At 69.4% G+C, this 25,961-nt stretch carries 31 protein-coding genes and 2 pseudogenes; 17 read left to right on the forward strand and 16 right to left on the reverse strand.

Annotation, left to right across the window (positions count from 1 at the left end; translation table 11 throughout):
- Window positions 1-107: 107 nt before the first annotated feature.
- The 5 genes from ACMGFH_RS00995 to ACMGFH_RS01015 all read left to right on the forward strand — a co-directional run bounded on the left by ACMGFH_RS00995 (window position 108) and on the right by ACMGFH_RS01015 (window position 5,574).
- Window positions 108-1,937 carry a S9 family peptidase gene (locus ACMGFH_RS00995; protein WP_415380915.1) on the forward strand — a complete coding sequence of 610 codons (1,830 nt, stop codon included), beginning with the start codon at window positions 108-110 and terminating at the stop codon, window positions 1,935-1,937.
- Window position 1,938: 1 nt separating this feature from the next.
- Window positions 1,939-2,505 carry an NUDIX hydrolase gene (locus ACMGFH_RS01000; protein ID WP_415380916.1) on the forward strand — a complete coding sequence of 189 codons (567 nt, stop codon included), beginning with the start codon at window positions 1,939-1,941 and terminating at the stop codon, window positions 2,503-2,505.
- Between the two features lie 87 nt (window positions 2,506-2,592).
- The gene (locus ACMGFH_RS01005; RefSeq protein WP_415380917.1) at window positions 2,593-3,162 is read left to right on the forward strand and encodes a hypothetical protein; all 570 of its coding nucleotides are present in this window, start codon (window positions 2,593-2,595) and stop codon (window positions 3,160-3,162) included.
- Between the two features lie 70 nt (window positions 3,163-3,232).
- Entirely contained in the window at window positions 3,233-3,982 is a 750-nt protein-coding gene (locus ACMGFH_RS01010) for an ABC transporter ATP-binding protein (protein WP_415380918.1), read from the forward strand.
- Window positions 3,979-5,574 (forward strand): hypothetical protein, encoded by a 1,596-nt coding sequence (locus ACMGFH_RS01015; RefSeq protein ID WP_415380919.1) that lies wholly within the window; start codon window positions 3,979-3,981, stop codon window positions 5,572-5,574. Before ACMGFH_RS01010 ends, ACMGFH_RS01015 begins: the two co-directional genes overlap by 4 nt.
- Before the next feature lie 16 nt (window positions 5,575-5,590).
- Here the strand turns inward: ACMGFH_RS01015 and ACMGFH_RS01020 are convergent, their stop codons facing one another.
- Window positions 5,591-6,097, reverse strand: coding sequence for a hypothetical protein (locus tag ACMGFH_RS01020; RefSeq protein ID WP_415380920.1), 507 nt, complete (start codon window positions 6,095-6,097; stop codon window positions 5,591-5,593).
- 176 nt (window positions 6,098-6,273) lie between these two features.
- Window positions 6,274-7,332, reverse strand: a complete 1,059-nt coding sequence (locus tag ACMGFH_RS01025; protein WP_415380921.1) for an NAD(P)-dependent glycerol-1-phosphate dehydrogenase — start codon at window positions 7,330-7,332, stop codon at window positions 6,274-6,276.
- A gap of 103 nt (window positions 7,333-7,435) precedes the next feature.
- On the opposite strand from ACMGFH_RS01025, the gene ACMGFH_RS01030 reads away from it, so the two are divergent.
- A complete protein-coding gene (locus ACMGFH_RS01030) occupies window positions 7,436-8,371 on the forward strand; it encodes a hypothetical protein (protein WP_415380922.1) in 936 nt (311 codons plus the stop codon).
- A gap of 94 nt (window positions 8,372-8,465) precedes the next feature.
- On the forward strand, window positions 8,466-9,449 hold the full coding sequence (locus tag ACMGFH_RS01035) for a hypothetical protein (protein ID WP_415380923.1): 984 nt from the start codon (window positions 8,466-8,468) through the stop codon (window positions 9,447-9,449).
- A 28-nt stretch (window positions 9,450-9,477) separates the two neighbouring features.
- Here ACMGFH_RS01035 and ACMGFH_RS01040 read toward each other — a convergent pair whose 3' ends face one another.
- Window positions 9,478-10,467 (reverse strand): NAD-dependent epimerase/dehydratase family protein, encoded by a 990-nt coding sequence (locus ACMGFH_RS01040; protein ID WP_415380924.1) that lies wholly within the window; start codon window positions 10,465-10,467, stop codon window positions 9,478-9,480.
- 113 nt (window positions 10,468-10,580) lie between these two features.
- Here ACMGFH_RS01040 and ACMGFH_RS01045 point away from each other — a divergent pair, with 113 nt between their 5' ends.
- Window positions 10,581-10,790: a hypothetical protein gene (locus ACMGFH_RS01045; RefSeq protein ID WP_415380925.1), complete on the forward strand. Its 210-nt coding sequence runs from the start codon at window positions 10,581-10,583 to the stop codon at window positions 10,788-10,790.
- Between the two features lie 43 nt (window positions 10,791-10,833).
- Window positions 10,834-11,331 carry an NYN domain-containing protein gene (locus ACMGFH_RS01050; RefSeq protein WP_415380926.1) on the forward strand — a complete coding sequence of 166 codons (498 nt, stop codon included), beginning with the start codon at window positions 10,834-10,836 and terminating at the stop codon, window positions 11,329-11,331.
- A 165-nt stretch (window positions 11,332-11,496) separates the two neighbouring features.
- On the opposite strand, the gene ACMGFH_RS01055 is transcribed toward ACMGFH_RS01050, so the two are convergent.
- Window positions 11,497-11,682: a hypothetical protein gene (locus ACMGFH_RS01055; protein WP_415380927.1), complete on the reverse strand. Its 186-nt coding sequence runs from the start codon at window positions 11,680-11,682 to the stop codon at window positions 11,497-11,499.
- 183 nt (window positions 11,683-11,865) lie between these two features.
- On the opposite strand from ACMGFH_RS01055, the gene ACMGFH_RS01060 reads away from it, so the two are divergent.
- From ACMGFH_RS01060 to ACMGFH_RS01075, 4 genes are all read left to right on the forward strand, one after another.
- The gene (locus tag ACMGFH_RS01060; protein ID WP_415380928.1) at window positions 11,866-12,348 is read left to right on the forward strand and encodes a PUA domain-containing protein; all 483 of its coding nucleotides are present in this window, start codon (window positions 11,866-11,868) and stop codon (window positions 12,346-12,348) included.
- A 55-nt stretch (window positions 12,349-12,403) separates the two neighbouring features.
- A complete protein-coding gene (locus ACMGFH_RS01065; protein WP_415380929.1) occupies window positions 12,404-12,730 on the forward strand; it encodes a hypothetical protein in 327 nt (108 codons plus the stop codon).
- A gap of 105 nt (window positions 12,731-12,835) precedes the next feature.
- The gene (locus ACMGFH_RS01070) at window positions 12,836-13,228 is read left to right on the forward strand and encodes a nascent polypeptide-associated complex protein (RefSeq protein WP_415380930.1); all 393 of its coding nucleotides are present in this window, start codon (window positions 12,836-12,838) and stop codon (window positions 13,226-13,228) included.
- Entirely contained in the window at window positions 13,225-13,953 is a 729-nt protein-coding gene (locus tag ACMGFH_RS01075) for a methyltransferase domain-containing protein (RefSeq protein WP_415380931.1), read from the forward strand. Before ACMGFH_RS01070 ends, ACMGFH_RS01075 begins: the two co-directional genes overlap by 4 nt.
- A gap of 38 nt (window positions 13,954-13,991) precedes the next feature.
- On the opposite strand, the gene ACMGFH_RS01080 is transcribed toward ACMGFH_RS01075, so the two are convergent.
- The 10 genes and pseudogenes from ACMGFH_RS01080 to ACMGFH_RS01125 all read right to left on the reverse strand — a co-directional run bounded on the left by ACMGFH_RS01080 (window position 13,992) and on the right by ACMGFH_RS01125 (window position 20,589).
- Window positions 13,992-14,621, reverse strand: a complete 630-nt coding sequence (locus ACMGFH_RS01080) for a hypothetical protein (RefSeq protein WP_415380932.1) — start codon at window positions 14,619-14,621, stop codon at window positions 13,992-13,994.
- Window positions 14,622-14,643: 22 nt separating this feature from the next.
- Entirely contained in the window at window positions 14,644-14,970 is a 327-nt protein-coding gene (locus ACMGFH_RS01085) for a transcription factor S (protein ID WP_415380933.1), read from the reverse strand.
- Between the two features lie 70 nt (window positions 14,971-15,040).
- Window positions 15,041-15,925, reverse strand: coding sequence for a tripartite tricarboxylate transporter TctB family protein (locus ACMGFH_RS01090; RefSeq protein WP_415380934.1), 885 nt, complete (start codon window positions 15,923-15,925; stop codon window positions 15,041-15,043).
- 157 nt (window positions 15,926-16,082) lie between these two features.
- Window positions 16,083-16,382 carry a hypothetical protein gene (locus tag ACMGFH_RS01095; RefSeq protein WP_415380935.1) on the reverse strand — a complete coding sequence of 100 codons (300 nt, stop codon included), beginning with the start codon at window positions 16,380-16,382 and terminating at the stop codon, window positions 16,083-16,085.
- A gap of 14 nt (window positions 16,383-16,396) precedes the next feature.
- A complete protein-coding gene (locus ACMGFH_RS01100; protein ID WP_415380936.1) occupies window positions 16,397-16,921 on the reverse strand; it encodes a DoxX family protein in 525 nt (174 codons plus the stop codon).
- A 258-nt stretch (window positions 16,922-17,179) separates the two neighbouring features.
- Window positions 17,180-17,785, reverse strand: a pseudogene (locus ACMGFH_RS01105) (alkaline phosphatase family protein); the annotation flags it as partial.
- 93 nt (window positions 17,786-17,878) lie between these two features.
- Window positions 17,879-19,087 (reverse strand): annotated as a pseudogene (locus ACMGFH_RS01110) (alkaline phosphatase family protein); the annotation flags it as partial.
- 93 nt (window positions 19,088-19,180) lie between these two features.
- Window positions 19,181-19,363: a hypothetical protein gene (locus tag ACMGFH_RS01115; protein WP_415380937.1), complete on the reverse strand. Its 183-nt coding sequence runs from the start codon at window positions 19,361-19,363 to the stop codon at window positions 19,181-19,183.
- Window positions 19,364-19,535: 172 nt separating this feature from the next.
- Window positions 19,536-19,706, reverse strand: coding sequence for a hypothetical protein (locus ACMGFH_RS01120; protein ID WP_415380938.1), 171 nt, complete (start codon window positions 19,704-19,706; stop codon window positions 19,536-19,538).
- A gap of 349 nt (window positions 19,707-20,055) precedes the next feature.
- Window positions 20,056-20,589: an inorganic diphosphatase gene (locus tag ACMGFH_RS01125; RefSeq protein WP_415380939.1), complete on the reverse strand. Its 534-nt coding sequence runs from the start codon at window positions 20,587-20,589 to the stop codon at window positions 20,056-20,058.
- Window positions 20,590-20,813: 224 nt separating this feature from the next.
- On the opposite strand from ACMGFH_RS01125, the gene ACMGFH_RS01130 reads away from it, so the two are divergent.
- On the forward strand, window positions 20,814-21,176 hold the full coding sequence (locus tag ACMGFH_RS01130; protein ID WP_274325094.1) for a PadR family transcriptional regulator: 363 nt from the start codon (window positions 20,814-20,816) through the stop codon (window positions 21,174-21,176).
- Between the two features lie 4 nt (window positions 21,177-21,180).
- Here ACMGFH_RS01130 and ACMGFH_RS01135 read toward each other — a convergent pair whose 3' ends face one another.
- Together ACMGFH_RS01135 and rnhA are read right to left on the reverse strand one after the other, a co-directional pair.
- Entirely contained in the window at window positions 21,181-21,801 is a 621-nt protein-coding gene (locus tag ACMGFH_RS01135) for a rnhA operon protein (RefSeq protein ID WP_415380940.1), read from the reverse strand.
- A gap of 4 nt (window positions 21,802-21,805) precedes the next feature.
- A complete protein-coding gene (gene rnhA, locus ACMGFH_RS01140; RefSeq protein WP_415380941.1) occupies window positions 21,806-22,399 on the reverse strand; it encodes a ribonuclease HI in 594 nt (197 codons plus the stop codon).
- Between the two features lie 210 nt (window positions 22,400-22,609).
- Here rnhA and ACMGFH_RS01145 point away from each other — a divergent pair, with 210 nt between their 5' ends.
- The 3 genes from ACMGFH_RS01145 to nreA all read left to right on the forward strand — a co-directional run bounded on the left by ACMGFH_RS01145 (window position 22,610) and on the right by nreA (window position 25,928).
- Window positions 22,610-23,572, forward strand: a complete 963-nt coding sequence (locus ACMGFH_RS01145) for a transcription initiation factor IIB (RefSeq protein WP_415380942.1) — start codon at window positions 22,610-22,612, stop codon at window positions 23,570-23,572.
- 58 nt (window positions 23,573-23,630) lie between these two features.
- Window positions 23,631-24,563, forward strand: coding sequence for a M48 family metallopeptidase (locus ACMGFH_RS01150; RefSeq protein WP_415380943.1), 933 nt, complete (start codon window positions 23,631-23,633; stop codon window positions 24,561-24,563).
- 114 nt (window positions 24,564-24,677) lie between these two features.
- On the forward strand, window positions 24,678-25,928 hold the full coding sequence (gene nreA, locus ACMGFH_RS01155) for a DNA repair protein NreA (RefSeq protein ID WP_415380944.1): 1,251 nt from the start codon (window positions 24,678-24,680) through the stop codon (window positions 25,926-25,928).
- The last annotated feature ends 33 nt before the right edge of the window (window positions 25,929-25,961 follow it).

Raw genomic sequence — 25,961 nt, forward strand, 5'->3', positions numbered from 1 at the left:
CAAAACCGCGACTTACCGGGACGCTCTCACATGCCTACTCCCGCGGGCAGGCCGCCGTCGGTCGAACGCCCGGAAGGGCTTTCTCCGAGCCGCCGGTTGCCCGGAACGTGTACGATCTCGACCGCTTTCTGAACGTCCGGAGCGCGTACGGCGCGTCGTTCGCGCCCGACGGGACGCTCTCGTTCATGCTGAACACGACCGGGACGCCGCAGGTCTGGACGCTGGACGCCCCCGAGGCGTGGCCGATTCAGCGCACGTTCTACGAGGAGCGGGTGACCTTCGCCTCGTGGTCGCCCGAGCGGCGCGAGTTCGCCTTCGGGATGGACGAGGGCGGCAACGAGCGCGCGCAGCTCTATCGGCTGGACGCCGACGACGGGACCGTCACGAACCTGACCGCACACCCCGACGCGAAACACCGCTGGGGCGGCTGGTCCCACGACGGCGAGCGCTTCGCGTTCGCCTCCAACCGCCGCGACGAGTCCGTCTTCGACGTGTACGTCCAGGGCCGCGAGGAGACCGGCGACGACGCGACGCTGGTCCGCGAGGGCGACGGCTGGCTCTCGGTCGGCGGCTGGGCGCCCGACGACGACCGGTTGCTCGTCTCGCAGGCCCACTGGAACTTCGACCAGGACCTGTTCGTCCTCGACCTCGACTCCGGCGAGATGCGCCATCTCACGCCTCACGAGGGCGACGTCCGATTCACGAGCGCACAGTGGAGCCCCGACGGCGACGCTCTCTATCTGACTACCGACTACGAGGCGAACACGAAGTACCTCGCCCGACTCGACCTCGACGCGGTCGGGGACGACCCCGACGAGTCCGACCTGACGGCTGCCCTTGACACCGTGGCCGACGGTGGCGACTGGAACGTCGGCGGCGTCGCGCTCGACGACGAGACCGGCCGCCTGGTCTACTCGCGCAACGTCGATGGCTACACGGACCTGACCGTCGGCGAACTCGCCGGGCCGACCGAGATCGACGAGTTCCCGGCGCCGGACCTGCCCGGGAACCTCGCCGGCGGCGTCGCCTTCGACGACGACGCCGAGCGCTTCGCGCTGTCGGCCACCGGCCGCACGGAGAACACGAACGTCTACGTGGTCGAGATGGAGACGGGTGATGTCGAGCGCTGGACGGACGCCTCCACGGCGGGCATCCCGAAGTCCACGTTCGTCGAGGCCGACCTCGTGCGCTACCCGACCTTCGACGACCGGGAGATCCCCGCGTACGTCTCGCTGCCCGACGAGTGGGAGGCCGGCGAGACGCCCGTGATAGTCGACATCCACGGCGGACCCGAGAGCCAGCGCCGACCCTCGTTCGGCGGCCTGACGCAGTACTTCCTCTCGCGGGGGTACGCCGTCTTCGAGCCGAACGTCCGCGGATCGACGGGCTACGGCCGCGAGTACACGCATCTCGACGACGTGCGGAATCGGATGGACTCGGTCGCCGATATCGAGGCGGCGGTCGAGTGGCTCACCGACCACGAAGCCGTCGATCCCGACCGAGTGGTCGCGATGGGCGGTTCCTACGGCGGGTTCATGGTGCTGGCGGCGCTGACGGAGTACCCCGACCTGTGGGCCGCGGGCGTCGACGTCGTCGGTATCGCCAACTTCGTCACGTTCCTGGAGAACACCGGGTCGTGGCGCCGCGAACTCCGGGAGGCCGAGTACGGGTCGCTCGACGAGGACCGGGAGTTTCTCGAATCGGTCTCGCCGATCAACAACGTCGAGGCCATCGAGGCGCCGCTGTTCGTCCTCCACGGCGCGAACGACCCGCGCGTCCCGCTCGGCGAGGCGGAGCAGATCGCCGAGAAGGCGGCCGAGCAGGGCGTCCCCGTCGAGAAGCTCGTCTTCGACGACGAGGGCCACGGCATCACCAAGCGCGAGAACAAGATCGAAGCCTACACCGCGGTCGTGGACTTCCTGGACGAGCACGTCTGAGATGTCTGGAAGGGACGCCGACGTCGACGCGGATCTCGCGACCCGCTCGCGCGAGCGGGTGGACGACTGGCTCGCCGACCTGCGCGAGCGGTACGACGACTTCGATCGCGTCGAGAAGCGCTGGGAGGTGTCGCCCGAGGCCTACGAACGCGACCGCGACCGGATAGCGGCTGGTGCGAACGGCGGCGCGGGCGTGTGGATCACGAACGACGACGGCGAGGTCCTGCTCGCGCGCAACGACGGCGACGAGGGGTGGGCCGACCCGGGCGGGAAGCGCGAGGCCGGCGAATCGTTCGCGGAGGCGGCCCGCCGCGAGGTCCGCGAGGAGACGAACGTCCGCTGTGCAATCACGGGAATCCGCGAGGTGCACGTCCTCGAACTCGTCGACGAGACCGAGCCCGACCGGCCGACGCTCGCGAGCCTCATCGTGATCTTCGACGGGACGGCCGAGGGCGGGGAGGCCCGCCCCCGCGAGGGCGAGATCGCCGAGGTCGCGTGGTTCGAGTCGCGCCCGGACGCGGTGCTGTACCCCGAGGTGGCCGCGCGGCCGTTTCCGGCGAGCGAGTGAGGCGGCCGGGCCCGACCGGGGGATCGAGGGACCGCGCGGGCTGAACGAACAGACGGGTTTATTGGGGAGTGTGTGCAGATGCGGACGATGTCCGTGGCCGAGGGCTCCCGGGACCGGGTGGAAGAGCGACTGGTGGCGCTGGAGGAGGACTACAGCGGGTTCCCGGTGAACCAGACGACGCTCGCCGTCCCGCGCAAGGCGTACGAGCGCACCGGCGAGCGCTGCCAGCGGGGTATCGTCGACGCGTACGTGCAGCTGTACAACGAGCGCGACGACGTGCTCCTGGTCGAGAACGACGGCGAGTGGGTCGTCCCCCACGGCGAACCGCGGACGAACGAACGCGTCGTCGCGGGCACCGAGCGGGCGATCCGCGAGCGGACCGGGATCGACTGCGTGCTCACGGGCCTCGCGCGGGTGACCATCCTCGGCGTCCGCGACGAGTCCGAGCCCGAGCGATCGCCGATCTATCGGCTGATAGCGGTCTTCACCGCGGAGACCGACAGCGAGGGGTCGGTTGCTACCGGGACCCCGGTCGTCACCGGAGAACCTGCCGCCGCCGATGGAGGCGACGAAGCCGCCGCCGAGGGCGAATCGACGCTCGCCGACGGCGTCCGCTGGCACCCGACCCTGCCCGACTCGGCCGTCCCGCCCCACTGACGGCGGCTCTCGACGGACGACCTCCCGGCACCGGAACACTTAGCACTGCGCTGGCTCCTAAAACCCGGCAGTGGCAGCCATCGAGACCGACGGGCTCACGAAGCGATACGGGTCGGTCGCCGCCGTCGAGGGGCTGGACCTGACGGTCGAGCGCGGGACCGTCTACGGCTTCCTCGGCCCCAACGGCGCCGGCAAGACGACGACGATGCGCCTGTTGACCGGGCTGACCAGGCCCAGCGAGGGGGCCGCGACCGTCGCCGGGGTCGACGTCCGCGAGCGCGACCGCCTCGGCGCGCACATCGGGTACGTCCCCGACACGCCGCCACTGTACGAGAAGCTCACCGCGCGCGAGCAGCTCTCGGCCGTCGCCGACGTGCGCGGCCTCGACCGCGAGACGGCCCGCGAACGCATCCCGGCACTGCTCGACCGGTTCGGCCTCGACGCGGCAGACGACCGCATCGAGACCTACTCCAAGGGGATGAAACAGAAGACGAGCGTCGTCCAGGCCATCGTCCACGAACCGGCCGTGGTGTTCCTCGACGAGCCGACCAGCGGTCTCGACCCCAACGCCGCGCGGACGCTCAAGGCCGTTCTCACGGAACTGCGCGACGCCGGCACTGCCGTCTTCCTCTCGACGCACGTCCTGCCGGTCGTCGACGAACTCGCCGACGTCGTCGGCCTCCTCTACGACGGCGAACTCCTCGCCGAGGACGACCCCGAACGGCTCAAGGCCGACCTCGACGGCGAGACGCTGGAGGACGCCTTCGTCGAACTGACGACCGAAGACGACCCGACGGCGCGCCTGCGAGAGCGACCATGAGGCCCGCGCGGCCGGCGGTCGTCGTCACGCGCACCGCGCTCAGACAGACCTTCCGGAAGGTGCGCGAGTCGCCGCGGATGACGGCCTTCTTCGTCCTCATCCCCGCCTTCTTCGCCTTCCAGCTGTCGGGGGCGGTCGGGCCGGGCGCGTACGACCTGGGCCGGCAGTTCGCCCGCGGCGACCCCGCGAGCCCGGTGGCGCGGATCCGAGCCGTCGCGCTATCGGGACTGGTCCTCCTCTCGCTGATGGGCGTGCTCGGCGCCGCCGGCGGCAACAGCGAGTTCAAGGACCGCTACGTCGCCTTCCTGACCGCGACGAGCACGCGCGCCGTCGTCGTCGGGAGCGTCGCCCGGCAGACGGCCGTCTGGACGGCGCTGTTCTGGCCGGCGGCGCTGACCGCCGGCGTCACCTTCGCCGTGGGTGCGGGCGAACCCGTCGCCGCCGTCTCGCTCGTCGGCGGGAGCCTCTGGCTGTTCGTCGTCGCCGGCGTGGTGACCTCCCCGGTCGGCTTCGCCGCTCGGTGGGTCCTCGACGGCTACGACCTCTCGAAGAACGCCCGCTTCGGCCTCGGCGTCGGCATGCTCGGGGTCTTCTACCTCGTCCTGTTCACCCGCGAGTACGTGAGCGACGCTCTCTCGGCGACCCCGCTCTCGTGGGCCGGCGACCTCCTGCTCGTGACCGTCCCGGGCGCGGGCGCGTCGCCGGCGCTCGCCGGCGGCTTCCTCGCCGTCTCGCTCGCGCTGGTCGTCCTCGCGACCGCCGCGTCGGTCGGCCTCGCGGAAGCCGTCTGGTACGGCGACCACACCGTCGGATCGGACGACGAGACCGACCCGACCGACGCGGGGACCGAGACGCCGGTCCGCGACGTGCTCGCGTCGGTCGTCCCGCGACCCACCGCGACCCTCGTCGACGTCACCTGGCGCCGCACCAAGCGCACGCCCAAGACGCTCTGGTACGTCTACCCCGGGATCTTCGTCGGACTCGTCATGGGCGAACAGCTCGTGTACAGCGGCCCGTTCTCAGCCGCGATGTACCCGGCGATCGTCGCGTTCGCCGGGTCGCTCGCCGCCGGCAGCGGGTTCACGCTCAACCCACTCGGTACCGAGGGCGACGCCCTCCCCGGGCTGCTCACCTCCGGGCTCTCCGGTGAGACCGTCGTCCGCGCGAAGGCGCTCGCGGTCGTCCTCCCGGCGCTGCCGCTCGTCGTCGGCGCCGCCCTGGGGGTCGCCCTCGGCGCCGGCCCGTCGATTCCGCTGTTCGTCGCCGCCGTGGGCGCGTTCGCGGTCGCCCTGGTCCTCCTCGCGCCGCTGCTCTCGCTCGCGCTCGGGATGCACTACCCGCCCGACTCCGAGGGCCTGCTCGGCGGGAGCGTGAAGATCCCGAACAAGTCCGCGTCGGCGATCTACACCCTCGGAATGGTCGCCGTCGCCGCGCCCGGGTTCGGCGCGCTCGGCGTGTTCGCGCTGTCCGGGCGCTTCGATCCCGCGACGCTGGTCGGCGGCGTCGGCCTGACCGCCGCCGTCGCACTCGCAGTCGGCCGGTGGGCGTACTGCCACGCCGTCGCGCAACTGGACGGCTACTCGGTGGAGTGAACGGAGCCCTCTCGCGTCAGTAGGTGCGAGAGAGCCCGTCGCTCTGGGCGCTGTTCGTCGTGTAGTCGATCAGTCCGACCATCTCGCGGACCGTGACGAAGTTCGTCGCCTCGTTCGACCCCTCGGGGAGGTGGTATCGGACGGCGTCCGCGGAGTGCGTCGCGACGACGACTTTGTGGACGGCAGGGTGCTCGCGCAGTACCTCGCGACGGATCTCGTTCAGGTCCTCGTTCGTCTCGTCGTACTTCTCCCGGAGGATCGCCCGTCGGATCTCGTCCTGCGCGTCCCGCTCAACGTCGCTCGGCCGGTACGCTCGCGGCATCCCGAAATCGTTCGCGGCGAACGTGATCAGGTCGCCGGGCACCGTCTGGTTCAGGCGGCGGAGCGTCCGCTCGACCGCGTCGTCGTCGAAGAACTCGATATCGTCTCTCTGCCCGCGCAGTCGGGATATCTCGGCCCGGAGTAGCTCGTACTTCCGGTTCAGGTCTTCCGTTTCGGTGTACTCCGCGATCCAGTCGGTCACTGGCGGTACTCACGCGCCGAGTCGACCAAAGTCCTTGGTACCGGGGCCACCGTGACGACCGGTTTCGCGCGTGGCTCGCGGACGAGTGGCTCCGCTCTCGACACGCAGTTAGCTCTCGGTGGCGTGCCGAGCGCGCCGTCGGCTTCGCCTCTCTGCGGCAGTTTCTCGCGTCGCCCTCAGATCACGCCCGTCACGCGGGCGGCTTCGCGAGCGGCCTCCTCGCTCATGCCGTCGCCGAGGATGGTGTAGCGGTCGCGGATCTCGTGGGCGGTCGTCAGCGCCTCGATCACGGTGTCGGCGTCGATGCCCAGTTCGTCCGCGGTCGTCGGCGCGTCGATGCTCGCCAGCGCGTCGCGGATGTCGCGCCACTGGCCCTTCGGGCCGGAGTGGAGGTACTCGGTCATGATCGACCCGACGCCGACCTGGTGGCCGTGATACGCCTTTCCGGGCGCGATGCGGTCGAGCTGGTGAGAGATGAGGTGTTCGGCGCCGGAAGCCGGCCGCGAGGACCCGGCGATGGACATCGCGACGCCGGAGGAGACCAGCGCCTTGGTGACGATCCAGGCCGACTCCTCCAGTTCCGGTCTGATCGAGTCGGCGTTCTCGACGAGCATCTCGGCGGTCATCCGCGAGAGCGCGCCGGCGTACTCGTGGTACTCGACGTTCTTCAGGCGGTGGGCGAGCTCCCAGTCGCGGACGGCGGTGAAGTTGGAGATGATGTCGGCGCAGCCCGCCGTGGTGAGGTCCCAGGGCGCGTCGGCGAGGACCCCCGTATCGGCGACGACGGCCAGCGGCGGCTCCGCGGCGACGCTGTGGCGGGTGTCGCCCTCCGGAATCGACGCGCGCGCGGAGACGATGCCGTCGTGGCTGGCGGCGGTGGGGACGGAGACGAAGCCCTTGTCGACGTCCTCGGCGGCCATCTTCGTCACGTCGATGACTTTGCCGCCGCCGACGCCGACGAGGTAGCCGACGTCGCCGTCCGCCGCGACCTCGATGACGTCCTCGACGGCGCCGAACGTCGCCTCCTCGATGCGGACCACTCGGGGGTCGAACCCGGCGTCGGCGAAGCCCTCGACCACGCGGTCGCCGGCGACCTCCGCCGGCGTCGGGCTGGTGACGACCAGCGGGTCGCCGGCGAGGTGGAGCTCCTCGACGGCCGCCACGGTGTCGTCGAGGACCCCGTGGCCCACCACCACGTTCCGCGGCAACCGAATCCACGTCGACTTCTCGAACATGCCTCTACTTCCCCTGGGAGGGGTGAAAATCGTTCCGTCCCCGCGACCGCGCCGGTCCGCCCCGACAGATTTACCGTCTGCCGAGTGTCACGATCAGTCTCAGATGGTCCCCGCTTCGATACGTACTCCGCTCGACCGCCGGCCGCTGGCGCGCGAGGTCGCCGTCGCCGCCGCGATCGTCGGTGCGTTCGTCTGCTGGATCCAGTTGCTGTGGCCGGTCGCGGGCCTGTTCACGTCGTCGCTCGGTCCGGCCTCGCTCGCCGAGTCGGGTGTGGGGAGCCTGGCGGCGACCGCGCTGTCCAACGCCGCGGTCGTCGTCGCCGGCACGGTCGCCTTCGCGGCCGGCTACGCCAGACTCCGCGACCGTTCCCTTCCGCTATCGCTCCCGGCCCGGGACGCTCTCCCGGTCGTCGGCGCCGTCGCGCTGGCGCCCGTCGCGGCGATCGCGGCCGTCGAACTCCTCGCCGGCGCGACGGGCACGAGCCTGGCCGCCCTGACGGGGACGTCCTACGCCGACGGCGCCGGCCCGCTCGTCCCGGCGGTCCTGACTATCGTCGTCCTGTTCATGACGCTCCCCGCGTACGTCCTCGTCACGCACGCACTGGTCCAGCGGACGATCCGGTCGGCCGCGAGTCCGGGGGTCGCCGTCGGTGTGACGACGCTGCTGGTCGGAACGGTCGACCCGACGGGGCTGATCTCGTCGGGGTCCCCGCTGCAGGTCGCGGCCGCGACGCTGTTCGCGGTCGGCGGTATCGCGCTTCCGGCGTACGCCGCCGACGCGGTCGACCGCGCGTGGCTGACGGCGTTCTGTGCGGTTCCACTCGCGATCTTCGTCGGCGGCGTCCTCTTCCAGTCGGTGACGGCGGTCGACGGCGTCGCCGAGGGGGCGCTGGAACTGGCGAAGGTCGGTCTCGTCGGCGCCGGTGCCTACGCCTACGAGCGGACCGACTCGCTGGTCCCGCCGGCGCTCGCCTACGCGGCGTTCGTCGTCGCGAGGGACGCGGTCTCGTACCTGGTCGCGACCGGCGCCCTCGCCTGATCCGCGGCCAGTCGGATCGGCTCGTCACTCGCGGCCCCGGCGTCCCGTCCGTCGTGTCGATAGAACTATGCGACGGGCCGCGCGAAACCCGTTCATGTCAGCCATCAGTGGCGGCCCCGCTTCCACTGCCCGGCGGTTCGTCCGGGACGTCCGGCGGCGCGCGTTCGTCGTCGAGTTGGCGGCCGCCGTCGCCCTCCTGGCCCTCGCACAGGCCTACCTGAACCTCCTGGACGTCGTCTTCCACCCGGTTCTGGCGCTCGCGTCGTCGCTTCCGGCTGGCCAGCGGTGGACCCTCGCGAGGGTCGTCTACGGCGTCCTCGCGATCGGGGGACTGGGCGCGCTCGCGGCGGCCTACGTCACCGTCCGGGAGGTCGACCTCTCGCTGTCGCTGCCCGAGCGCGAGCACGGGCCGCTGGTGGCGATCGCGGCCCTCGTCCCGGCGGTGCTGGCAGTCGGTTCCAACGTCGCCGCCGTCGTCGCGGCCCCGGAGTTCTCGGTCGGTGACTTCGCGGTCGCGGCGCTGAACGGCCCGTTCGGCTACCTGCCCGGCGATTACCTCGTGGATCCCCTCGTGCTCGTGACGCTGACCGCGCTGCTGTACCACGGGCTCGTCCAGGCGTCGCTCGCGCGGGTCGTCGACGGCGATATCGCGGTCCTCGCGACGACGCTCGTCGCCGGTATCCTGCTTCGGGAGCCACACTCCATGCAGTTCCGGAACGGGCCGCTGTGGTTCACGTTCTCCACGGAGGGCGTCAGCATGGCCGTCCTGTTCGTGATCACGATCGCGGTGATAGCGCACGCGACCGACCAGTTCGAGGATTCCCGCCTCCGATGGCTGGCGTTCGTCCCCGCCGTCCTCGCCCTCGCGTACGTCGCTATGTGGACCACCACCACCGCGAGTTCCGCGCTGGACCACGTCCACACGGCGTCCGGCGTCGTCGTCATCGCGACCGCGGCGTACGCCTACGACCGGACGGATTCGCTCCTCGTCCCGGCGGTCGCGTACCTGTCGTTCGCCGTCGTCGACGAGCTACTCATGAGCGCGCGGACCGCTGTGTTCGTGTCCCAGTTCGCGTAGGCGCCGGGCACGGGACGTCCCGGCTTCGTCAAACCGTTTCCAGCACGCCCAGCACGCGCTCCTCTGCCTCCCGGTCCGGCCCTTCCTGGGCCTCGTCGGCGTCGCGTTCCGGCGAGGCCTCGACGGTCTCGGCGATGGCGTTCTCGGGCGCAACCGGCTCCCAGCCGAGCGACCGGAGCTTGTTCGTGTCGAGGAGGTGCGGCGGGTCGCGGTAGAGCGGGAAGTCGTCGGGTTCCAGTCCGCCGGCGGCGAGTTCGCGGTGGCCGGCGGTGACGATGTCCACGTCGGTCCCGACGGCGTCGGCGATGGTCTCGATCGTCTCCCGGAGCGTCTGGAGGTGCCAGTCGCCGACGTTGTAGGCCTCGCCCGGCTGTCCCTCCTCGGCGACGACTCGAAGTCCGCGGGCGACGTTCTCGACGGCGACCCGGTGCCAGAGGTTGGTGCCGTCGCCGGGGACGAGGACGCGGTCGTAGGTGGCGACTCGCTGGATCCAGTAGTCGAACCGGCGGGTGTAGTCGTGCGGACCGTAGACGACGGGCGGCCGGAGGCTCACGGCGTTGACCCCGTCCTCGGCGGCGGCGAAGACGGCGCGGTCGCCCTCGGCCTTCCGGGCGCCGTAGGTCTCGTAGGAGTCGTCGGTCGCTTGCTCGTCGGTACAGGGTTCGAGCGCCGTCTCGTCCTCCCGTTTGGGGACGTCCTCGGCGCCGTAGGCGGCGCCGCTGGAGACGTAGACGTACGCGTCGACGTCGTCGAACACGCGCGTCGCCGTGCGCACGTCCCGGGGTTTGTACGCCACCAGGTCGACGACGACGTCGGGGTCGACGGCGGCGGCGTCGGCGAGGCCGCCGTCGTCGGTGCGGTCGCCCCACACGCGGTCGACTCCCTCGTCGTCGGCGAACGGGCTCTCGTGTTCGCCGCGGTGGAACAGCGTCACGTCGTAGCCGGCGTCGCGGAACTCGCGGACGGTGTGGCGGCCGATGAACCGCGTCCCGCCGATGAACAGCGCGTGTCGCGTCATACCGGCGATTGGGCCCTGGCGCGCTTAAAGACGGGTGACCCGTGGACGGCCTGTGGACGCACCCCGGTCGACGCGAGATCCGCGACGTGACCGGGTTTATACGCCGTATAACAATGGACGACCCGGTAGTCGTGTGGGACATGCAGTGCGCAAACTGTCGGGAGAATGGGGCACCGGCGTACACGCTTCGAGCGCACGTCGACCGCGGCGTCGACGCGGACGACCAGGACGACAGCGACGCGAGAGCCCGCACTGACGGGGGCGAGCCGGCGACGGTCGACCTGCCGTTCTGTTCGCTCGAGTGTCTCAGGACGTGGACCTGACGGGAGCCAAAGAGCTATCCGGGCGGCCCGTCCACGCACAGGCATGGAAAACGTCCATCCGGGACAGCGCGTCGCGGTCCTCGCCGACGCGCAGAACCTCTATCACACTGCCCGCAGTCTCTACACTCGCAACATCGACTACTCGTCCCTGCTCGACGAAGCGGTCGCCGGCCGCCAGCTGACGCGGGCCGTCGCCTACGTCATCCGCGCCGACTCCCCGGAAGAGGAGTCGTTTTTCGATGCCCTGGTCGACATCGGTTTCGAGACCAGGATCAAGGACATCAAGACGTTCGGCGACGGGTCGAAGAAGGCCGACTGGGACGTGGGGATGAGCCTCGACGCCGTCACGCTCGCCAACCACGTCGACACCGTCGTGCTCGCCACCGGCGACGGCGACTTCTCGCGGCTGTGCTCGCACCTCCGCCACGAGGGCGTCCGGACCGAGGTCATGGCCTTCCAGGAGTCGACCGCCGAGGAACTGGTCGCCGCCGCCGACCACTTCACGGACATGAGCGAAGACACCGACCGCTTCCTCCTCTGAATCGCTCTCGCCGTCGGAATCGCTTCTCGATGGATACCTAGCCGGAGAATGACGAACGGAGAGGGTGCCTGATCCAGATCCGACCCCGTCGCTACCGGCGTCGGTCGAGAGAGAACGCAGAGAACCGGAGAACCCGCGCGGTCGCCGCGGCGGGGCGTCGGTCGCTCAGACCGGGCGGCCGCCCGAAGAGGTGCCGACGAGGAGCGCGCCGGCGGCGAGACCGAGCGAGCCCGCGGCGATGGCGGCGAATGGGATGGCGACGCCGAGCGTCCCGGGGCCGAAGATGAGAACCGTGCTGACGGCCAGCAACACGAGGCCGAACGCGACTTTCCGTGTATCCGTCTCTGACATAACAGACTGAGTTTGGTAATCGATCCGTATAAATTCTCCTGAAACCCCGTCACACGGAGACGATCGATCATGATGGTTCCCGGATGCATTGATGTTTGGTACCATTCCACACGGATCGGCGGATAGATCGGGCGAGACGGGAGTGAGACAGATACAAGGCGTGGCGTATCGAACGGGGGAGCGATGGACGAGCGCGACAGAGCGATGCTGACGCGGGTGGCCGACTACCAGTGGGGCCGTGGGGCCGGGGAGGCGCTGTTCGCCGACGGCGACCCCGAGGTGACGCACACGAGTTCCGGCCGGCCGCGGCAGGTCATCGGCGAGGACGGACGCCTCGTCACTTACGCCACGGACGGTCGGTTCACCCTCGGCGTCGCCGGGGGGAGGCGGCTCCACGATTCGCTTCCCGACGGCAGCTACCGGGTCGTCGTCGGCGACGAGAGCGAGCCGTTCGTCCGCGAGGGGCGCAACGCGTTCGCGAAGTTCGTCGGCGCGGCCGACCCCGAGATCCGACCGGGCGACGAGATAGTCCTCACGCACGAGCGCGGCGACGTGCTCGCCGTCGGCCGCGCGGAGCTGAGCGGCCGGGGGATGCTCGACTTCGAAACGGGCGTGGCCGTCTTCGTTCGGGACGGCGCCGAAACGAGCGACGGCGACGAGGCTTGACGACCGTCGTGTGACAAAATCTATTGGTCCGCGGTCCGGTCCTTTTGGACGAACGATGGGGCGAACTATCGAGCTGTCCGGGGACCGGTTCAGTCTCCTCCTCTACGCGGTCCAGCTGGTCGGACTGCTGCTGGTCGCGCTCTTCGTGGCGCCACGCCTCGGCGGTCCCGCCGGCGTCCTGTTCGGGCTCCTGTTCGCGTCGCTCGTGGTAGCGACTGGGATCGGCCTGTGGCGGCGGCGGACCGGCGACGACGGCGGGACGCACCTCGAGACGGCCGAGGACATCACGTACGACCCGATCGCGGACCCCGGCCAGGCGGCCCGCGACAGGTGGGAGACGGCGGTCGATCGACTCCCCGGCGGGGACGGCGATGGGGACTGATCTCGGGAACCCCGGCGTTCTGTCTGGGGCGAGACCCGTGCGCCCGTCCCGGCGCGAAAAGAGCGGTTGCTAAGGCTTTTTGGTCAGGGAACCGGACGTGGGGGTATGTTCCCAGGAGGCGGCGGCATGAACGACCGCAAGATGCAGCAGATGATGAAGCAGATGGGCATCGACATGCAGGACCTCGACGCCGAGGAGGTCATCATCCGGACGCCCGACGAGGAGCTCGTCTTTACGAAACCGGACGTCCAGCGCATGGACGCCCAGGGCCAGCAGACCTACACTATCGTCGGCGAACCGGAGTCGCGCGCGGCCGGCGAGGGCGGGAGCGACGAGCCCGCCATCGAGGAGAGCGAGGGCGACAGCGGGGCCGCGGAGATCCCCGACGACGACGTCGAACTGGTCGCGACGCGAGCGGGCGTCGGCGAAGACGAGGCGCGCGAGGCGCTCGAAGAGACGAACGGCGACCTGGCGGCGGCCATCGAGCGGTTAGAGTGAGCCTGCTGTTCGTCCACGAGGCGGAGGGCCGCGAACACCTGCTCGGGCCGGGCGACACGCTGGAATCGGATCTGGGCGTGATGGAGGTGCCCGAAGACGTGGAACCAGGCGACATCGTCGAGACGCATCTGGGCGAACCGTTCAAAGTCCGGAAGCTCCGCGGGCCGGATCTCTTCAATCACTTCGAGCGGACCGGCGCGCCGATGATGCCCCGCGACATCGGGCTGATCGTCGGCCACACCGGCGTCTCGTCGGCGGACCACGTCCTCGACGCGGGGACCGGTACCGGCGTGCTGGCGGCGTATCTCGGCCGGTGTGGCGCGGCGGTGACGACCTTCGAGCGCGACCCCGAGTTCGCCGAGGTCGCGCGCGAGAACATGGAGCTAGCGGGCGTCGCCGACCGCGTGGACGTGCGCACGGGCGACGTGACCGAGCAACTGGGCGACCTCGACCGCTACGACGTCGTGACCCTGGACACCGAGGACGCGCCGACGATGGTCGAACGGACGCCGAACCTGCTCCGCGACGGGGGCTACGTCGCGGTCTACTCGCCGTTCGTCGAGGACACGCGCGAAACCGTTTCTGCGGCCCACGACGTGGGACTGACCGAGGTCGAGACGCTGGAGACCATCCAGCGCGAGATGGACTTCGACGACCGCGGGTCGCGCCCCTCGACCGCGGGTGTCGGCCACACCGGCTACCTCACGTTCGGCCGTCGAGTGTAGCAACTCGCCGTGCTCTCCCTGTTCGCGTCCGAGACCAGTTAGCCGACGGCTCGAAGGACGTCGAAGAGGGTCTCCCGGTAGCCGGTCGACCGACGGCCGAGGAGTGCGTGGTCGCCGGCTTCGACGCCGAGTCGGTCGGCCAGCGAGACTCGCGGATACGCGCCGCCGGCGACGGTGATATCGCCGTCGTCCCAGACGCCGACCCACCCTTCGACCGGGACCGACTCCTCGCGCTCGAGACCCACCTCACCCGTCACTTGCCGGAGCCGCCGCCGGCTACCGGTCTCGGCCCTGACGCGTTCGCGCCGGCCGCGCTCGACGTCGACCACACCGCGGGCTCGCAGGTCGTCGGCGAACTGTCTGACCGCCTCGCTTCGCACCGACGGCAGGACCATCGTCGGCCCGATGCCGGGCGCGAGCGGCGGGCGAAAGACGAGTCTCGTCGCGAAGGCGAAGCGCCAGGACTGGTCGACGGCGCCGTCGGTCGCGGCGCGGACCGCCGCTCGAAGGTCGGTGTCCTCGTAGAGAAGCGTTCGGCCGCGCACGTCGGCGCCCTCGACGCCGAACAGCGTTTCCGTGGTGTCTTCGACGCGCTCCCAGCCGTCCCCGAGCCGGTCGTCGGGGACGACGGGCGCGGGCACGCCGCCGTCCGGGGCGCGTCGGGGCATATCGAGGGGCGTCAGCGGGCGGTCAGTGGTCGTCTTCGCGCCACTTGTGCTCGCACTCGGTGCAGGTGAAAAACCGCGTCTCGCTCTCGTCGGCCGCGCGGATCTGTTTCATCTCCCAGAAGGCGCGGTCGTTGCCGCACTCGGGGCAGCGGGCGTCGGTCGTCGGGCCCATGTCCTCGGCGCTGACGTCGGAGGTGTCGATGACCTCGGTCTCCTCCTGGCCCTGGGTCGTGACGGCGGTCTTGGCTTCCTCGGCCTCGTCGCGGGACTCCTCGTAGCCGCAGCTCCCGCAGACCCAGGCGTCCCCCTCGGTCTTCATCATCGAGCCGCATTCGTCGCAGAACTTCATACCCGCCGTACACGACCGCTCATTGAAAAGTGTCCGGATTCGCTGTGTGCGGGCGGGATAGCTCGCCCGGTCAGTCCGCCTCGGACCACTGGTCGCAGGCGTCCATGTCCTCCATCAGCTCGTCGTGGAGGCCGCAGTAGGGCGTGATCTTCTCGTCGATCTTGACGTACTCGAAGTGCGCGCAGTTGCCGCAGTAGGCGTCGGGACGGCCGCGCTGGTTGGCCGTCTCGATGAACTCTGCGTCGGTGCGGTCGTCGACGGTGGCCGAGCCGCCGTCGGCGGTCGGTGCGGGGCCCTCGCCGGGGCCAGACAGGATCTCGGCGTCGTGTCCGCTCCGAGTCTCCTCGGGACTGGGCTGGTCCTCGCGGTTGGTCTGCGTCCGGACCTCGCCCTGGGGATCGTTGCCCAGGAAGCCGACGCTGCCGAGGCCGCCCGCGGGTTCGGCGTCTTCGACGAGTCGGACGTTACCGGACTCGGTGATCTCCATGCGCGCGGTGCCGCCGGGGTCGTTGCGGGTCTTGAACGTGGCGAGGCCGGCGAACAGGCACGATAGGGTCGTCATCGCGCCGAAGAAGTAGACGACGACCGTCGCGATCGCGAGCGGGTCGCCGGCGCCGAACCACTGGTCGGGGTAGGCGACGCGGAACAGGGCGACGCCGAGGACGCTGACGCTCGCGCCGATGACGGCGGCGGCGCGGGTCGTCCGCCCCGAGGGGAGGACGGCGAAGACGCCGAGGAACGTCGCCGGGAGGCCGAGCCCGGCGAGCGTCCCGGCGAGCATGCGCGCGGCGATTCGGTCGAGTCCGAGCGATGCCCCGGCCGTGGTCGTCGAGACGGCGATGCTCCCGACGACCATCGCCGCGCCAACCGCGAAGAGACTCGCCCCCGCGTAGAACCGACGAGAGGTCGTCACCGTCCGCAGGTGCCCCTCGTACACTTCCGTCAGGCTTGCCATACGCGTCCTTCACTATCAGAGACCAAAACAACCCGTCAGACGCGCGTCTGACCGGGACGGCGCGGCCGCTCAGGCCCGTATCGGGTTCCAGATCGGTCGAAAAACGGCCGCGGAGGTGGTCGAACGGGGCAGTCAGCGGTCTCGGGCCGGTCGTCGGTCAGTCGGCGGTCACGTCGACCCGCTGATCGGTGTGGTCGCGGTCGGGCGCCGCGGTCATGCGGTAGAGCTGCCAGACCAGCAGCACGACCAGGCCGGCGATCACGAGGCCGGTTCGGATGTTCGGGTCGACCAGCGGCGTGGCGATGATATCACCGGCGTCGTTGGTCAGCGGCGCCGCCCCGTAGGGCTGGCCCGCGAGTATCTCGACGATGCCCAGCACGACGGCCCCCAGCAGGATGAGGCCGCCCCCGAGTGCCATCGCCGCTCTGTCGATCGCGTTCGTGGTGGTGTGTTGCATTGGTGGTCACCTCGTCAGCCGAGCAGGTATTTGAGCTTCGGGCGCTGTTCGACGAACCGGGTCCGCTCGATCACGGCGTCGAGGCCGTAGTAGCGGCCGGCGGCCAGGGCGGCCATCGTGATCATGAGCAGCAGGCCCATGAAGTCGCCCGTGACCAGCCCGTGGCCGAAGCCCGCGTTCCCGACCCAGAACAGGGTCATGAAGAACGCCCCGCCGAAGGCGGCCAGCCGGGTCAGGACGCCGAACATGATCCCGAGGCCGATGAGCGTCTCGAACAGCGGGACGCCCGGCTCGATGAGCCACGCGAGGTTCTCGGCCATCCAGACCGGGAGCGGACCGAGCGCCGTCCCGGTCATGCCCTTCAGGTAGCCCGGTCCGCCAGTGTAGGCGAAACCGTTCTCGATGATCTTCGTCACGCCCGCGTGGAAGAACCACCAGCCGGTGATCACTCGCAGGATCGCGACCCAGTACGTCGCGACCGGCCCGCCGATGTCGAACGCGAACTCCTCGTCGAGGGGGTTCGCCGTGTTGGTTGCCATAGTCGTCACCTCACATCTGTAAGTTGCGGCCGAGAATGCATATAAAGAGGAGCGCGTTCCCGGCTTCTGAAAATCCGCAGACGGCGCGGGGGTCGATCCGTCGCACACATAAATGGCCCTTCGAACGAGGGGTTCGCGGGGGCGAACGCTGTCACGGGCGACCGCGCGGATCCGGCGGCTCGGGGGAGCGACGAATCACGGCTGATCCGATGCGGTGAGAGAACCGGTCCGCGAGCGGTGCAGCGACGGTGGCGTCCCTCAGATCAGAGAGGTGCCGTCGAACTCGCCGCGCTCGTAGTCGACGTCCATCAGGTCGAGGATGGTCGGCGCGATGTCGAACAGGTCGACGTCGGAGACGCGGGCCTCCTCGTCGTCGATGAGGAGCGTCGCGTTGTCGAAGCTGTGCATGCCGTTGCGGGCGGCGAACTCCACGAACGGGTCCTTGCGGCCCTTGAACCCGGCCTTCAGGTCGAAGCCGTGGTTGGGGACGATGGTCAGGTCGGGGGCGATGTCGTCGTGGTCGCCGCGGAAGGCGTCCTCCTTGGTGACGACGCGCTCCGCGACGGGTTCGCCGTTGGGACCTTCCAGGTCCTCCAGTTCGGCCTTCAGCTCGGCGCGGACCTCCTCGTACTCCTCCTTGGGAACGCTCCCGCGGGGTTCGCGGCCCTCGAGGTTGAGATAGAAGCGGCCGGGGATGAGCGAGTACGCGTCTGCCTCGTCGGCGATGTCGGGCAGTTCGCTGTGCGTGTACTCGAGGACGTCGCGGTCGGGGTCGAGGTCGGTTCCCAGGTGGACGCCGTCGGCGGCCGTGAGAGTGATTCGGAACCCGGAGTCGGTCTCTTCGACAGTCACCTCGTCGAGCAGGGACGTGGTATCGGCCTTGTCGGCGCCGAGCGATTTCGGCGTCGCGCCCTTCAGGCCCTCGACGACGTGGTCACGGGCCTCCTCGGTGAGCGCGACGACGCCGTCGTCAGTGACGTAGGCGTCACCGGTCGCGCTGACGAGGTTCGCGTCGACGTGGTACTCCTCGCCTTCGTCCGTCTCGTGCGTGTCGACGTCCACGTCGTCGACGTCGACGACGACGGCGCGTTCCTCGCCCTCGTCGACGACTGCGGGGGTCGCGTCCTGGAGGGCGCCGACAGCTTCGTCGCGGTCGTCTTCCGTGTGGGCGACGAGTCTCCCGTCCTCCAATGCCGCGGCGAGGGTGTCGGGGTCGACCAGCTCGTCGAGATCGCCGGCGTAGTTCGGGTCGTACTCCAGGCGGTTGCCGTCGCGCAGCCAGGCGCCGACCTGAAAGACGTAGTCGCTGTCCTGTTCGTAGGAGAGCCAGCCGTTCTCCCGGAGCCAGGCGTTGCAGTTGACCTCGTAGTCCAGCGACGTGAACCCGTGGTCGGAGGCGACCATCATGGTCACGTCGTCGGGCAGCAGCTCGCGGAGCTCGCCGAGGTAGTCGTCGACCTTCCGGTAAAACTCCATGAACTCCTCGCCGTACTCGCCGTTCTCCTCGTAGTCGCGGAAGAGGAAGTGGTTGACCCGGTCGGTGGTCATGTAGACGCCGAAAAACAGGTCCCAGTCGTCCTCTCCGACGTAGTGTTTGAACGCCTCGTGGCGGGCGTCGATCGTCTCGTGGGCGTCCTCCATGAACTCGCCCTTGTCCGTGTGGCCGAGGCTGGCGTTCGTGTCGATGCGGTAGTCGATGCTCTTGAGGTAGTCGCGGAACTCGTCGGGGTAGGCCGCCTTGTCGACCTGCGGCGAGAGGAAGCCCGACACCATCCGCTGGACGTCGCGCTGGGGAGGGAACGTAGTGACGACGTTCATCACCGTGGCCTTCCGGCCGGCCTCGTGGACGCGGTCCCAGACGCGCTTGGTCTGGACGTCGCGGCGCATCGGGACGTACGTGTCGTAGGAGCCGACCTCGCGGTCCTGGAAGCCGTAGACGCCGGTTTCGCCGGGGTTCTTGCCCGACGTGAGCGCCGGCCAGCAAGCGGAGGACTCGGGGGGAACGATGCTGTCGATGGCGCCCGCGGACCCCTCGTCGATGAGCCGAGCCAGGTTCGGGAACTCCTCCCTGTGCTCGTCGATGAGGCTATACGGCACGCCGTCGATACCGAAGAAAGCGACCCGCGGGTCGTCGTCGCCGCCGCGGATACGGTCGAACAGTCCCATACCCCGGATTACCGCGGTGGGGCACAAGAACTTTCTTCTCCCGGACAGGCTCGCGGGACGTCGGTGACGCGATCGCGCCGCCGCTCGCCCGGGTCACTCCCCGTCGACCCGTCCGTCGTTGCCCGCCGGTTCGTCGTCCTCGTTCGCAGACTCGTCACCGCTCGCCCGTTCGTCCGCCCCGTCGCTACCTGCCGCCTCGTCGTCTGCCGCCGGCTCGAAGTTCTCGGGGACGACCGTCAGGTGAGCCATCCCTGTGGACGGGTTCCTGGTTGCCATACGTGATACCGTACGCCCGCGCCACTCAAGTAATTACTCATGCTCATAATTTATGGGTCGCCGCGTGCCCGATGCACGGGGCGCATACGGGGACGGCTGCGGCACGGACGGGCGGTCGCGGACCGTTCGATCGAGCGGGGACCGGTGCGCGACAGTCCGAGCGGGGGCAGCCTCAGCGCATCGTTTCGGGGTCGACGGCGTTGTCGGTGAGGATCCAGCTGTCGGGCTCGGTCGTGTCGAAGACGACGGTCTCGCCGTCGACTTCGACGGCGACGAACCGCTCGGAGACGGCGGATAGCTCTTCGCGCAGTGCGGCGGCGGAGGGTCTGTCGCTGTTCTGCATCTGTGTCACCTCGGACGAGTCGAGCTACGGACCGACGAGCCAAATAGGCCGCCGACGTCGTACCTGGTTTCGCCCCGCTTCAGGCGAGTTCAGGACCGTTCATATCCGCCCGCTTTCCGGCGATTAAACGGTTCAAGCGGACCGTGAATTCGCGTGAACGATTTACGCCGGTTCGCCGCCGGTCGCTGACCTCCGTCGCTCGTCTTCGAGCACAGTCGCCCGTCTTCGAGCACCGCCGGTCGGCGGCGAGCACTCGCACCCGGACACGTGGGTGACCGATCTGGCGGAAAGCGGCCTCCGACTGGTCGGTCCGGCGAAACGGAAAATCGGAACGCGCGCGGGAGCGCGCCTACTGGAACTCTTCCTCGTAGAGGTCCTGAGCGTGTTCGATGGCGTCGTAGGCGGACTGCTTGTCCTCCCAGCCCAGGGTCTCGACTTCCTTGCCTTCCTCGAGGTTCTTGTACGTCGCGAAGAACTCGTCGATCTCGTCGAGTTGCTGCTGGGGGATGTCTTCGAGGTCCTCGATGTGGTCGTAGCGCGGGTCCTCGCTCGGGACGGCGATGACCTTGTCGTCCTGCTCGCCGTCGTCGTCCATCTTCATGAGGGCGACCGGGCGGGCCTCGATGACGCAGCCGGGGAACGTCTGGTCCTCGACGAGGACGAGCACGTCGAAGGGGTCCTCGTCGTCGTAGTACGACTGCGGGATGAAGCCGTAGTCGGAGGGGTAGTGGACGTTCGAGTGGAGCACGCGATCGAGGACGACGCCGGGGATATCCTTGTCGTACTCGTACTTGTTGCGCTCGCCTTTCAGGCACTCGACTACCGCGTAGATCTCCTCGGGCGGGTTCGGTCCCGTCTCGAGGTCTTCCCAGAGGTTGGACATCACTCGCAGGTGCTCTGGGCGGCGGCAAAGGCCTTTCGACCTCGCGCTCTCAGTCGCAATCAGACGCGGGTCTCTCGGGACATATCACCGATCGACACCCGATCGTGTACGGAATTATCATTCCGTGATATCAGTGGCGAAAGTCTCGCCAGCCGCTTATAAATCCGGGCAATAACGGAAGAAAGTTAACAAGTGTTAAATAGCCAGATGACATTCCACTAACCATGTCAGAGGCACAATCGGTAACTGACACACCCGGAATCGCACGTGAGCTCACCGCGTTCCAGCAGAACATTCTCGTTATTCTCGGCGAAGAGCCGCGCTACGGCCTCGCTATCAAACGTGAACTCGAAGAGTACTACGACGACGAGGTCAACCACGGCCGACTCTACCCCAACCTCGACGACCTCGTCGAGATGGGTCTGGTCGAGAAGAGCGAACTCGACAAGCGGACGAACCAGTACGCCCTGACCGACGAGGGCTACGAGACGGTGCTCGACCAGCTCTCCTGGGAGTTCTCGAAGCTCGTCACCAGCGAAGACCGCGCAGACGACCTCCGCGAGATCGTCGACGCCGTTCAGGAGTAACTCGCTACTCCAGCGGACACCGCTCGTCCGCGACCTCGAACGCTGCGACCACCGATTTTTCGACGACCGCTCGTTGCTCGGGAGTCGGCCATGCGTTCCGCCGATAGTACTCTTCGAGGAACTCCTCCAGCTCGTCGGCCGTCGCGTCGTGGATCGGCTTCGCGTAGTGGTTGCCCATGAAGTCGGCCAGCGCCGCGACGTTCGCGGCGTGGTCCTCGTCACGTTCCTCGCGCACGTCTGCGACGACATCGCGGTTGTACTCGTCGATCTCCTCCCAGTCGTCGCCCTCGCCGGGTCCCGAGAGGGGGACCTCGATCCCGCGGTCGACGTCCTCGATCCGGTCGGTCCGGATCTCGCCGTTCTCGATCCACTCATCGGGGTGGAGGACGAGCACGTCGCGGGTCTCGTCCTCGCGGACCCGCGCCGCGTAGTCGTGGGACGCGAGGCGCTCGTCGCGGTCGGCGCGATATGCCGCGGCCTCCTCGTCGACGACAGCTTCTCTGGCCAGTTTCGTGAGTCGCTCGGCTTGCTCGACGACGGTCTCTGGCGGGAGGTCGTCGGGATCGCCGTCGTCGTCGGCGAGGACGTCGGGCGCTTCGCTCGGGTCGGGTGATTCGTCGGGCATGCGTTCAGGCCTCGTCGAGCGCTTCGTTCGCCAGTTCGTCGGCGCGGTCGTTGATCTCTCGCGGGACGTGTTCCAGCGACCACTGGTCGAACCCCGTGAGGAGTTCGCGGACGGAGACCCGGTACTCCCGCAGGTCGGGGTCGTTGGTGTCCCACTCGCCACGGACCTGCTTGACGATGAGCTCCGAGTCGCCGCGGACGTCTATCTCGTCGAACCCGTAGTCGCGGGCGACCCGCACCCCTTCGATGAGCGCCTCGTACTCGGCCTGGTTGTTGGTGGCGCGACCGATCGTGTGGCCGCCCTCGGCGACGATCCCGTCGCCGCTGACGATGACCCAGCCCACCGCAGAGGGACCGGGGTTGCCGCGGCAGGCACCGTCGAAGTACACGTGCGCGCGGCCGCCGCCCTCGCGGATTAGTCCCTCGAGTTCGGCGGGGTTGGCTCCCTGGATCACCACCTTGTCGTCGTAGGCGACCGCCGTCGCGCCGCCGCGCTCGGCGCGCCAGCGCTCGTGGTCGGTGTTGCCCTCCTCGATCGCCACGCCCGCGTCTTCGAGGCGCGAGCGGGCCGCGTCGACGTCGCACTCGACTGTCGGCATCGTCCGGAGGTCGCCAGCGCGCGGCCAAATGCGTTCGGATCCCGACCGGCCCAGCCCCGTCTCGCTCGATCCCGCGACGCCCCGTCCGACTCCCCTCTCGGCCCCGCCCGCCGACTCCCAGCCGCGTCACCCCTATCGGCAAATTCTCATGATGTCACAAGATATATTACCAAGGGTTTAAATCGTGCCATCTATTAGCACACGGGTGCGATGACACGGTCCAGCCGCCAGCGGGAACGGGGCCCCGAGCGCACGACCGAGAGCGAGGACGAACGCGCCGAGGGGGCGTGTCCGGACTGCGGGTCGGAGGAGTTGGTGAAGAGCGCGGACCGGGGGGAACTGGTCTGCGACGACTGCGGGCTGGTCGTCGAGGAGGGGACTATCGACCCGGGGCCGGAGTGGCGAGCGTTCACCCACAGCGAGCGACAGGAGAAGTCGCGAGTGGGCACGCCGACGACGCGGACGATGCACGACAAGGGACTGACGACGACCATCGACTGGCGGGACGAAGACGCGTACGGTCGCGCCATCTCCTCGCGCAAGCGGAGCCAGATGCACCGCCTGCGCAAGTGGCAGGAGCGCATCCGGACGAAAGACGCCGGCGAGCGCAACCTCCAGTTCGCGCTCTCGGAGGTCGACCGCATGGCCTCCGCGCTCGGCGTCCCGCGCTCTGCGCGCGAGGTCGCGTCGATCGTCTATCGACGCGCGCTCGACGAGGACCTCATCCGCGGCCGCTCCATCGAGGGCGTCGCCACCGCCTGTCTCTACGCCGCCTGCCGCAAGCAGGGGATCCCCCGGAGCCTGGAGGAGATCGCCGACGTGTCCCGCGTCGACCGGACGGAGATCGGCCGCACCTATCGGTACGTCTCGAAGGAGCTCGGACTGGAGATGGAGCCGGTCGACCCCAAGCGGTACGTCCCCCGGTTCTGTTCCGAGCTCGACCTCGCCGAGGAGGTCCAGACGAAAGCCAACGAGATCATCGACCAGACCACCGAACAGGGGCTGCTCTCCGGCAAGTCCCCGACCGGCTACGCCGCCGCGGCCATCTACGCCGCGTCCCTGCTCTGTAACGAGAAGAAGACCCAGCGGGAAGTGGCCGACGTGGCCCAGGTGACAGAGGTCACCATCCGCAACCGCTACCAGGAGCAGATCGAAGTGGTGGGGTTCGGGTGACCCGCGGGTCGGAGGCGACTGTTTTTGTCCGGCGGGGCCGAACTACGGGACGTCTCTCGTGTCGCTCACGCACCGACTCGACCGCGCCGCGGGACTCCCGGCGGCCTACCGGCTGGTCGACGCCGGATTCTTCGGGGTGCTCGCCGTCGCGCTGGCGGCCTGTTACGCGACGGGGATGCCGCTGGCCGGGATCGCGGCGGTCGTCCTCGCGGGCTTCGGCCTGGAGTACGCCGTCAGCGGCGTCGTCACCGACGGGATCTTCCGCGGGGTCGAGTGGGCGGACGAGGCGCCGCCGCGCCTCCGGCGGATCGTGGCCGAGGTGGCCGCGGACTTCGGCGTCCCGGCCCCGACGGTCGTCGTCGACCCGGAGAGCCCGGGAGGCGTGAACATCCTCGGCGACGGGGACCGGACGGTCCTCATCGTCTCGGAAGCGCTCGCCGAGCGACTCGACGACGGACCGCTCCGCGCCGTGGTCGCCCACGAGATCGCCCACGTGGCGCTCGGCCACCTCCGGCAGGTGCCGGTCCGCGTCGCGGTCACCCACGTGGTCGGCCTCGCGGCCGTCTGGGTGGTCGCGCTCCGGCACGTCCCGCCCCAGATCGCGATGGTCGGGGGAGGTGTCTTCCTCGTGGCCGGCGTCGCCCGCTCGAACGGCGTCAACGCCGTCGTCTACGTGGTCGCGAGCGCCGGCGTCGTCGTGGTCATGCGGGCGCTGGCGGCCCGCGCGAGCCGCCTCGAAGAGTGCCACGCCGACGACGTGGCGGTCGAGCACGCCGGCGAGACGGACTTCTGTACCGGGCTGTACGCCGTCGGTTCGGTGGGGGCGCCCGACGACGCCGTCGCCGGCGCCGCGCCGTTCGCGATCCGACGGACGCGCCTCGAGCGGCTCACCGCCGTCCACCCCTCTATCGAACACCGGCTGGCGCGCCACGGGGTGGTCCTCGCCGACGTCGCGGACCGAGCGGCGAGTGAACGCGTGGCCGACGACTGAACGTGGGACGGGCGGGGCGCGTTGCCGGCGAGCGGGGCCCCACGTAGCGCGGCCCCGCGGTTCCACCGACTGATTCAAGCCGCTGGGGGAACTACCGGGAGAGCAATGGCGGGCATGCGCCTCGACGATTTCATCGAGGACTTCCAGCGCGACGAGGCGGCCGAGAAGCGCCGCCTGGCCGAGGAGAAGTCCTACGAGATCACCGAGTACCTCGACGACGTCGAGCGGGAGTTCCAGCAGGCCGTTCAGGGCGACTCCATGTTCGGCTCCACGGCGCCCGAGGTGTTCGTCGGCCGGTCTGGCTACCCCGACGTGTCGACGGGCGTCCTCTCCCCGATGGGCGGCGACGCCGACGCCGCCGACTTCGCGACCAGCGGCGACTGGTACCAGCAGGGCTATCAGATCGACGACGTGCTCCAGCGGCGGACGGGGATGCTCAACTCCACGCGCTCTGCGAAGGTCGACGTCAACGACGTCTGGGACGGCTTCGTCGGCACCCAGCGCGAGGTGGCCATCGCCGACCACCCCGTCGACGTGGAGGTCGGCCTCGACGGCACCCCGGACATCGACCTGACCCTCGACGACGTCTCCACGCCGACGGGGCCGCGCGCCCGCGCGACGAACGCCGACCTCGCGGAGAATCCCCACGTGCCGCGCCCGGTCGAGAAGACCCTCGAAGACGACGACTGGGCCGCGGAGGGGGCGATGACCTACCTCTACCGCCGCGGGTTCGACGTCTACGACATCAACACCATCCTCTCGGCTGGCGCGCTCGGGCAGGGTCACAGCCGGAAACTCGTCCCGACGCGGTGGTCGATCACCGCCGTCGACGACACCGTCGGGAAGTTCCTCCGGGGCGGGCTCCAGCACAGCGACACCGTCGACGAGGTGTCCGTCTGGACGAACGAGTACATGGGCAACCGCTACTGGGTGATCCTCGCGCCCGGCAACTGGGAGTACGAACTCGTCGAGATGAAGGCCCCCGAGAGCGTCTGGAACCCGACCGCGAACGACTACTACCTCGGGAGCGCATACGAGGGCTGGGAGGGCCGGACCGGTTACGTCGAGGAGACCGCCGGGGCGTACTACGCTTCCCGGCTCGCCGTGCTCGAACACCTCCACGAGCGCGACCGGCAGGCCAAGGCGCTCGTCCTCCGCGAGGTGACCGACGAGTACTGGGCGCCGGTCGGCGTCTGGCAGGTCCGCGAGGGGGTCCGCCACGCCTTCGACGGCGAGCACGGCGTCGCCGAGAGCTTCCACGCCGCGCTGAACGGACTGGTCGACCAGCTGCCGATCGGGCTGGGCCACCTCCGCCGGAAGTCGAACCTCGTCGCCGGCCTGCAGACGTCGATCGGCGACTTCTGACCGACAGGGGACCCAACTGTTTTGCTCCGGTCG

Origin of the sequence: Halosimplex rarum (assembly GCF_047715405.1) — an archaeon.
In the GTDB taxonomy this organism is placed as follows: domain Archaea; phylum Halobacteriota; class Halobacteria; order Halobacteriales; family Haloarculaceae; genus Halosimplex; species Halosimplex rarum.